Here is a 7,024-nt window from a genome sequence, read left to right on the forward strand (position 1 = left end):
CTCCCGTGTCAATGGCTGCGCGAATGGTCCGCCGCGTCGGCGTCCTCTCCCAGTATCAGCGAACGCACCAATTGACGTGTTCCGAAGGGCCGCAACATGGTACTGGCCGGACGCGGCCGCACCTTGAGTGGCCACCAGAACCAGCGGCCGAGCAGCGCGGCGATCGACGGTGTCATCAACGAACGCACGATCAGCGTGTCGAACAGCAGCCCAAGCCCGATCGTGCTGCCGGCCTGGCCGATGGAGATCAGATCGCTGGCGACCATCGACATCATGGTGAAGGCGAACACCAGGCCCGCCGCGGTGACGACCCCGCCGGTGCTGCCCATGGAGCGGATGATGCCGGTCTTCAGCCCGGCGCCGATCTCCTCCTGGAACCGCGACACCAACAGTAGGTTGTAGTCCGAGCCGACAGCCAGCAAGATGATCAACCCGAACACCGGCGCTATCCAGTTCAACTCCAAGCCCAGGATGTGCTGCCACACCAACACCGAGAGTCCGAAGGCAGCGCCCAGCGATAGCAGCACGGTCCCGACGATCAGCAGGGACGCGACCAGGGCCCGGGTGATGAGCACCATGACGACGAAGATCAGCGTCAGCGCCGCGAGCCCGACGATCAGCAGGTCGTAGTGGGAGCCTGACTGGATGTCGCGGTAGATCGCCGCGGTCCCGGCAAGGTAAAACTTCGCGTCGGTAAGCGCCGTTCCCTTGACCGCCTGGTGCGCGGCGGCCAGTTCCGGCAGGACCGCGGAAATACCTGCCGGGGTCGCCGGATCCGCGCCGTGGGTGATGATGAAGCGCGCGGCTTTACCGTCCGGCGACAAGAACAGCTTCAAGCCACGCTGGAAGTCGGCATTCTTGAACGCTTCCGGTGGCAGGTAGAAGTAGTCGCCACCGCGCGAGGCGTCGAAGGCCTGACCCATCGCGCTGGCGGTGTCGGTCATCTCTGCCATCTGCGTGATCAGCCCCGAGAAGCTGCTGTGCATCGTCAGCAGGGTGCCCTGCATGGATTTGGCGACGGCGATGATCGGCGGGAACTCGGCGACCATCTGCGGCAAAATCGCGTCGATGTTGTGGACGTCCTTGACCAGCGCGCTCATGTTCTCGCTGAACTGGTCCACGCCGTCGATCGCCTCGAACACCGATTTGGTGGCCCAACAGATCGGGATGTTGAAACAGTGTTGTTCCCAATACAAGTAGCTGCGCAGCGGCCTGGCGAAATCGTCGAAGTCCGCCAGATGGTCGCGCATCTCGTTCAGCGTGGACTGCATATCACCCATGTCACTTGCCATGTGATGCGTGGTGTTACCCATCCGTCCGAGCAGGCCCTGCATCCGTTGCATCGAGGCGATCATGACGCCGAGGTCGTCGCTCATCTTGATCATGTCGGCCGCCCGGTCCTTCATGAACCGCAGGTTTTCCTGGATCGGAATCGATTGGGCACTGATCTGAAACGGTATCGAGGTGTGCTCGATCGGCCCACCCAGCGGCCGGGTGATGCTTTGCACCATGGCGATTCCCGGTGAACGGAAGACGTCCTTGGCGATCCGGTCGAGGATGATCATGTCAGCGCTGTTGCGCATATCGTGATCGCCCTCGATCATCAGGATGTCGGGATTCATGGTGGCGGCGCTGAAATGACGCTCCGCGGCGGCATAGCCGACACTGGACGGCAGGTCGCTGGGAATATAGAAGCGGTCGTTGTAGCTGACCGCCATGCTCGGCATGATCAGGATGCCGACGATCGCCAGCGCCAGTGAGACCGCCAGCACCGGTGCGGGCCAGCGCACGGTGGCGGTGCCGATGCGCCGCCAACCATGCACTTTGACAAGCCTTTTCGGGTCAAGCCAGCCGAACCGGCTGGCGACCACGACGACGGCCGGTCCCGCGGTCAGAGCTCCGGCGACGACGATGAGCAGCCCCAGCGCGGACGGAATGCCCAACGCCTTGAAATATGACAGTCGCGCCAGGTGCAGGCAGAACGTGGCACCGGCGATCGTCAGTCCCGAGCCCATGATGATGTGAAAAGTGCCGCGAAACATCGAGTAGTAGGCGGTTTCTCGGTCCTCACCGGCCTGACGGGCCTCTTGGTAACGGCCGACGAGGAAGATCGCGTAATCGGTCCCGGCTGCGATCGCCAACGACGACAGCATGGCCACCACGAACGTCGAAAAACCCAGCCAGTCGTTGTTTCCCAGCAGCGCGACAAGCCCTCTGGCCGTGCCCATCTCGAAGCCGACCATGACCAGGATCAGCAGTACCGTGCTGACGGATCGATAAGCGATGAAGAGCATGACCATGATGACCACGCCCGTCACGCCCATCATGATCAGCATGCTTTTGTCGGCGGCATCGTTCATGTCGGTGTTCAGCGGCGCCGGACCGGTCTCGTAGACCTTGAGGCCGGCGGGCGGCGCTGACTTGTCGATGATCTCGCGCACCGCTTTCACCGACTCATTTCCCAGGGTGCTGCCCTGGTCGCCGGCCAGATTCAGTTCGACGTAGGCGGCTTTGCCGTCCCGGCTCTGTACCCCGGCGGCCGTCAGGGGATCTCCCCAGACGTTCTGGACGTGCTGGACGTGCTTGGTGTCGGCCTGCAACGTGCGCACCAAGCCGTCGTAGTAGCGATGAGCCTGCTCGCCGAGCGGCTTATCACTCTCCAAGACGATCATCGCGATGCTGTCGGAGTTCGATTCGTGAAACGTCGCGCCGATTTGCTTGGCAGCGATCATCGCCGGGGCATCCTTGGGCGACATCGTCACCGCGTGGTTGCGCGCCACCGATTCGATCGGCGGCACAAGGACATTCAGCGCCACGGTCACCAGCAGCCAGGCGATGAGGATCGGCACGGCGAACCGGCGCACGAACCGCATGAATTTGGGCCGGTCTTGGTTGTCAGTGCTCATGGTTCAGGCCGCTTTCACCAAGCAGGAAGTCTGGGCGTGATGCCCGGTTGAGGATTGTTCGTCTTTGACCACACCGTTGACGGTGATGCGACATCCCAGGTCGTCGCTGTTGCCTTGGGCCACCAGGTTGGCGATGACGGCCGGCACTGTCGTGGAGATGGTGAGGGTCCAGGGCAGGCCGGTGAAGTTGGCCTGCTGCGGCTGGGCGTTCTGATCCAGATAACTGACGCTGCCGGTGGTGTCGGCGGGCCCATAGAGGTCGTACGTCACCCGCTTGACATAGGAGGGCTCGAGCGGTTCGGCACTGCGGCCGGTCGCGGTGAAGATCGGGTCGGAGCCGAAAACGCCCCGGAGGTTGGTGACGGCGATACCGCCCAGGGCGACCGCTATCACGACGACGAGCGGCACCCACGCTCGCTTGAGAATGGTGATAATCGACGTACCCTTTCGCATGTGGCCTGCCCTTGGTTGGCAAGACGCTCTTTTGTACGGGCGCAACTACCCTAGGCCAAAGACAGGAACAGCTTTTCGAGTTCACCTTCGGTGAGTGTCGACCCGAGGTCGCCGTCGCTTCCGGTGATGCATTGCCGCATCCCGGTGGCGACGATCTTGAAGCCGGCGCGATCGAGCGCACGGGAGACGGCGGCCAGCTGCGTGACAACGTCTTTGCAGTCACGTCCCGCCTCGATCATCGCGATGACCCCGCCGAGTTGGCCTTGCGCTCGACGTAACCGCTTGAGTACCAGATCCATTGCGTCGGTGTCGGTGTCTGTTTCGGTGATAGGCATGGCCGGCCCTTCTTTCTCACTGGAGTGGATTACCGCCGCCACCACGAGCGGCCTTTCGCTTGCGGATGGCCGTCACACCACTGGGACGGCGGCACCTGGGCCTTCACTTTTGCGATGTGCCGACCGCAGCCAGACCAGGTCACCAGACCGCAGGTCTTGCACCGAACTGCGTGACACATCAGCGGCTCTCCGCACCGGCCGCCGATGGCGGGCCCTGGTAAGAACGTTGCAGTACAGCCAATCCGGGGGTCGGCGCCGCAGTCACCACCGCGTCGAGCAGTGCGACGCCGGCGTCCCCGGCCGGCAGATCCGTCAGCACCGGTCCGAAAAACGCCGTGCCTTCGAGCGCGTCGGTGAGCGATGAGTCCAGCAGCCATCGCGACGTCACCCACGCAAACGGGCCCACCGGGTCGGTGTAAAGCTCAATCGAGGTCATCGAAAGTCTTCGGCGAGCGTGCTGATCGCGGCCTGTAGTTGCTTTGTCGCCTGGTCAGCAACCGTTTTCAGCGCCGCGTCGTCGACGACCTGCACCATCAACTCCGGGTTCATCGCCTCGATGTGCACTCGCGCCGGGTTCTCCGCATCTTCCCGAACGACGACGTTGCAGGGCAGCAGCAGGCCGATCTGCTTTTTCGCCGACAATGCCCGGTGGGCCAGTGTCGGGTTGCAGGCGCCGAGAATCAGATAGCGCTCCATGGACTCTCCCAGCTTCTCTTTGAGAGTCGCTTGCACGTCAATCTCGGTCAGGACTCCGAAACCGTTGTCCTTCAATACTTCCCGAGTTCTTGAGACAACCTTCTCGAAGTCGGCTGTGTCGATCGAGGTGCTGATCGCAATGGACATCGTCTTCCCTTTCTCCGGTTAACAGTTATGCGCTCATCAGCGGGAGAGTGACCGATACCCGCCTTTGTCGTTGTACCAGTTATACCCTAGTGGGTATAGTCTGACGCTAGGCCGCACCACCCCACATGGCCAAGTCTCAACGAGGAGCGTGACATGGCACGAGTCGTCATTCTCGGCGCTGGCATAGCGGGACACACCGCCGCCCTGCACCTGCGCCGATGGCTGCCCCGCAAGCACGAGATCGTCGTAATCTCCCCGAACGCCGACTGGAATTGGATCCCGTCGAACATCTGGGTCGGTGTCGGCAAGATGGACGCGAAGAAGGTGCTGATCCCGCTCAGGCCGATCTACCAGCGCAAGGGGATCGTCTTCCACCAGGCGCTGGCGACCGCGATCCGCCCAGAAGGAACCGGCGAGGCGTCGTCGCCCTCAGTGGACTTCACCTACACCGATGAGAAACACCAGGGCGAGCCCGGCAGCATCACTTACGACTACCTGGTCAACGCCACCGGACCCAAGCTGAACTTCGGTGCTACCCCGGGCCTGGGGCCGGACGGACACTCCTACTCGGTGTGCACCGCCGAGCATGCTGTCGAGGCGGCCAAGGCACTCGAGCGGGTCATCGCCAAGCTGAAGTCCGGTGAGAAGCAGCGCCTTGTGGTCGGGGTCGGACACGGCACCTGCACCTGCGAGGGCGCGGCGTTCGAGTACACCTTCAACGTCGAGCAGCGGCTGCGCGCGGCAGGCGTGCGCGACCTCGCCGAGGTCGTCTACCTCACCAACGAGTATGAGTTGGGCGACTTCGGCGTCGACGGAATGCAATTCATCGAAAAGGGCTTTCGGCAGTCCAGCCGGCTGTGGACCGAGTCGCTGTTCGGCGAGCGCGACGTCAAGGCCATTACGCAGGCGGCCGTGCACGAGGTGATGGAAGGCAAGCTGCGTTACGAGCAACTCGACGGCAAGCAACACGACCTGCACTTCGATTTCGCGATGCTGCTGCCGCCGTTTCGGGGCGTCGATCTCGCCGCTTACGACAAGGACGGTAACGACATTTCGTCGGTGCTGTTCGCGCCGTCGGGCTTTCTCAAAGTGGACGCCGACTACTCCGGCAAACCGTACGACGAGTGGTCGGCCGAGGACTGGCCACATACTTACGAGTCGCCCGCCTACCCGAACATCTTCGCGCCGGGCATCGCGTTCGCGCCACCGCACCCGATCTCCCGGCCGCGTACAAGCGTCAGTGGGACGGTCATCACCCCGAGCCCGCCGCGCACCGGCATGCCATCGGGCATCACGGCCAAGACGGTCGCCGAGACGATCCGCGACCGCATCACAAATCCCCAGGCCGCCGCGCACCGCGCCTCGATGGCGAGCATGGGCGCCGCGTGCGTCGCCTCGGCCGGAACGACCTTCCGCGGAGGCTCGGCCGCCGCGATGACGATGTTTCCGGTCGTACCTGACCCGGTGAAGTACCCGGAGACCGGCCGCGACATCGCCGGCACATTCGGCGAGATCGGTTTGGCAGGTCACTGGATCAAGGCGATGCTGCACCATCTGTTTATCTATAAGGCGAAGGCCAAGCCGTTCTGGTGGCTGATCCCGGAATGAAAGGCGCACACATGGACGACGACAAAATCGACTCCGAGGTGGACATCCGGACCGCCGAAAGCATTGCCGACGCGCCCCGGCCCACCCGCGCGACCCTGCGGAGACGTCAGAATCTCTTCATTCAATTCTGGCGTCTAGTCGGTATCACCGCCAAAATGGGGCGGGTCATCTTCCGCGGGCACGGCTGACCGGCGCCACACATCGGGTGAACGACCGCCTCAACGCGGACGTCGGTGCGGAATTCGCAAGCTGCCACCGTCGGTGACGAGGTCCGCCGTCACGAAAATCCGTATAGCACCACCGCAGCACCAACGACAACGAGCACGGCGGCGGTAATCGCCTGTTGCCGTTGTTGAATCCACGCTCTGATCCGTTCAAGCTGCGGATCAATCTGTGGGCCCAAGACGAGGTAGGCCAGGACGGGCGCTGCTACGGTCGACGTTGCCAAGCCCACGTAGTAGGCGACGGCCGTTAGCACACCGACGTCGGTTAACTGGACGGCAGCGATCTCCGCCCCCGCGGTCGCGCTGGCGGCAAGCACTTTCGGGTTGGCCAGCATCGGGAAGACACCTGCGGCGGCGGCCACTGCCGGAGTAATTCGGACAAACCTAGATTCCCATCCCGCCCTGTCCGGCGCGGTGGCGCGCCGCCACCACACCCATGCACCAACAAAGACAAGCGCCACACCGACCGTCACGACCACCCAGTCGGTCCACCGCGGTGCGCCTCCGTTGAGGCTCGCGAGCAAGCGGGGAACATGCATGAATGCCGTAGTCAGTGCCGCCAGCGAGGCCAATCTGCCCAGCAGGTAGGCGACGCTGGACGAGTGCGGGCGGTCATTGTGCACGAGCAGCAGCAATGCCACCACAATCGGTATCG

At 63.3% G+C, this 7,024-nt stretch carries 8 protein-coding genes; 2 read left to right on the forward strand and 6 right to left on the reverse strand.

Features of this window, described 5'->3' with window-relative positions:
• Positions 1-8 precede the first annotated feature (8 nt).
• The 5 genes from AC2VOG_RS08005 to AC2VOG_RS08025 all read right to left on the reverse strand — a co-directional run bounded on the left by AC2VOG_RS08005 (position 9) and on the right by AC2VOG_RS08025 (position 4,537).
• Entirely contained in the window at positions 9-2,906 is a 2,898-nt protein-coding gene (locus tag AC2VOG_RS08005; RefSeq protein ID WP_486939379.1) for an MMPL/RND family transporter, read from the reverse strand.
• Between the two features lie 3 nt (positions 2,907-2,909).
• Complete coding sequence (locus AC2VOG_RS08010; protein WP_486939380.1) at positions 2,910-3,359, reverse strand: MmpS family transport accessory protein; 450 nt, start codon at positions 3,357-3,359, stop codon at positions 2,910-2,912.
• 50 nt (positions 3,360-3,409) lie between these two features.
• Positions 3,410-3,694 (reverse strand): metal-sensitive transcriptional regulator, encoded by a 285-nt coding sequence (locus AC2VOG_RS08015; RefSeq protein ID WP_486939381.1) that lies wholly within the window; start codon positions 3,692-3,694, stop codon positions 3,410-3,412.
• 178 nt (positions 3,695-3,872) lie between these two features.
• Positions 3,873-4,130 (reverse strand): mycothiol-dependent nitroreductase Rv2466c family protein, encoded by a 258-nt coding sequence (locus tag AC2VOG_RS08020; protein ID WP_486939382.1) that lies wholly within the window; start codon positions 4,128-4,130, stop codon positions 3,873-3,875.
• A complete protein-coding gene (locus AC2VOG_RS08025; RefSeq protein ID WP_486939383.1) occupies positions 4,127-4,537 on the reverse strand; it encodes a DUF302 domain-containing protein in 411 nt (136 codons plus the stop codon). Before AC2VOG_RS08025 ends, AC2VOG_RS08020 begins: the two co-directional genes overlap by 4 nt.
• A 153-nt stretch (positions 4,538-4,690) precedes the next feature.
• Here AC2VOG_RS08025 and AC2VOG_RS08030 point away from each other — a divergent pair, with 153 nt between their 5' ends.
• Positions 4,691-6,145, forward strand: a complete 1,455-nt coding sequence (locus tag AC2VOG_RS08030) for an NAD(P)/FAD-dependent oxidoreductase (RefSeq protein WP_486939384.1) — start codon at positions 4,691-4,693, stop codon at positions 6,143-6,145.
• 11 nt (positions 6,146-6,156) lie between these two features.
• Complete coding sequence (locus AC2VOG_RS08035) at positions 6,157-6,333, forward strand: hypothetical protein (protein WP_486939385.1); 177 nt, start codon at positions 6,157-6,159, stop codon at positions 6,331-6,333.
• An 89-nt stretch (positions 6,334-6,422) separates the two neighbouring features.
• Here AC2VOG_RS08035 and AC2VOG_RS08040 read toward each other — a convergent pair.
• Positions 6,423-7,024: GAP family protein (locus AC2VOG_RS08040; protein WP_486939386.1), on the reverse strand; the 602-nt coding region annotated here is incomplete at its 5' end.

The organism is Mycobacterium sp. TH-M11, assembly GCF_057473725.1.

What these genes read in the sequence shown, in the direction of transcription:
- AC2VOG_RS08005 (WP_486939379.1), bottom strand. Translation starts at nt 2,906, where the DNA reads ATGAGCACTGACAACCAAGACCGGCCCAAATTCATGCGGTTCGTGCGC.
- AC2VOG_RS08010 (WP_486939380.1), bottom strand. Translation starts at nt 3,359, where the DNA reads ATGCGAAAGGGTACGTCGATTATCACCATTCTCAAGCGAGCGTGGGTG.
- AC2VOG_RS08015 (WP_486939381.1), bottom strand. Translation starts at nt 3,694, where the DNA reads ATGCCTATCACCGAAACAGACACCGACACCGACGCAATGGATCTGGTA.
- AC2VOG_RS08020 (WP_486939382.1), bottom strand. Translation starts at nt 4,130, where the DNA reads ATGACCTCGATTGAGCTTTACACCGACCCGGTGGGCCCGTTTGCGTGG.
- AC2VOG_RS08025 (WP_486939383.1), bottom strand. Translation starts at nt 4,537, where the DNA reads ATGTCCATTGCGATCAGCACCTCGATCGACACAGCCGACTTCGAGAAG.
- AC2VOG_RS08030 (WP_486939384.1), top strand. Translation starts at nt 4,691, where the DNA reads ATGGCACGAGTCGTCATTCTCGGCGCTGGCATAGCGGGACACACCGCC.
- AC2VOG_RS08035 (WP_486939385.1), top strand. Translation starts at nt 6,157, where the DNA reads ATGGACGACGACAAAATCGACTCCGAGGTGGACATCCGGACCGCCGAA.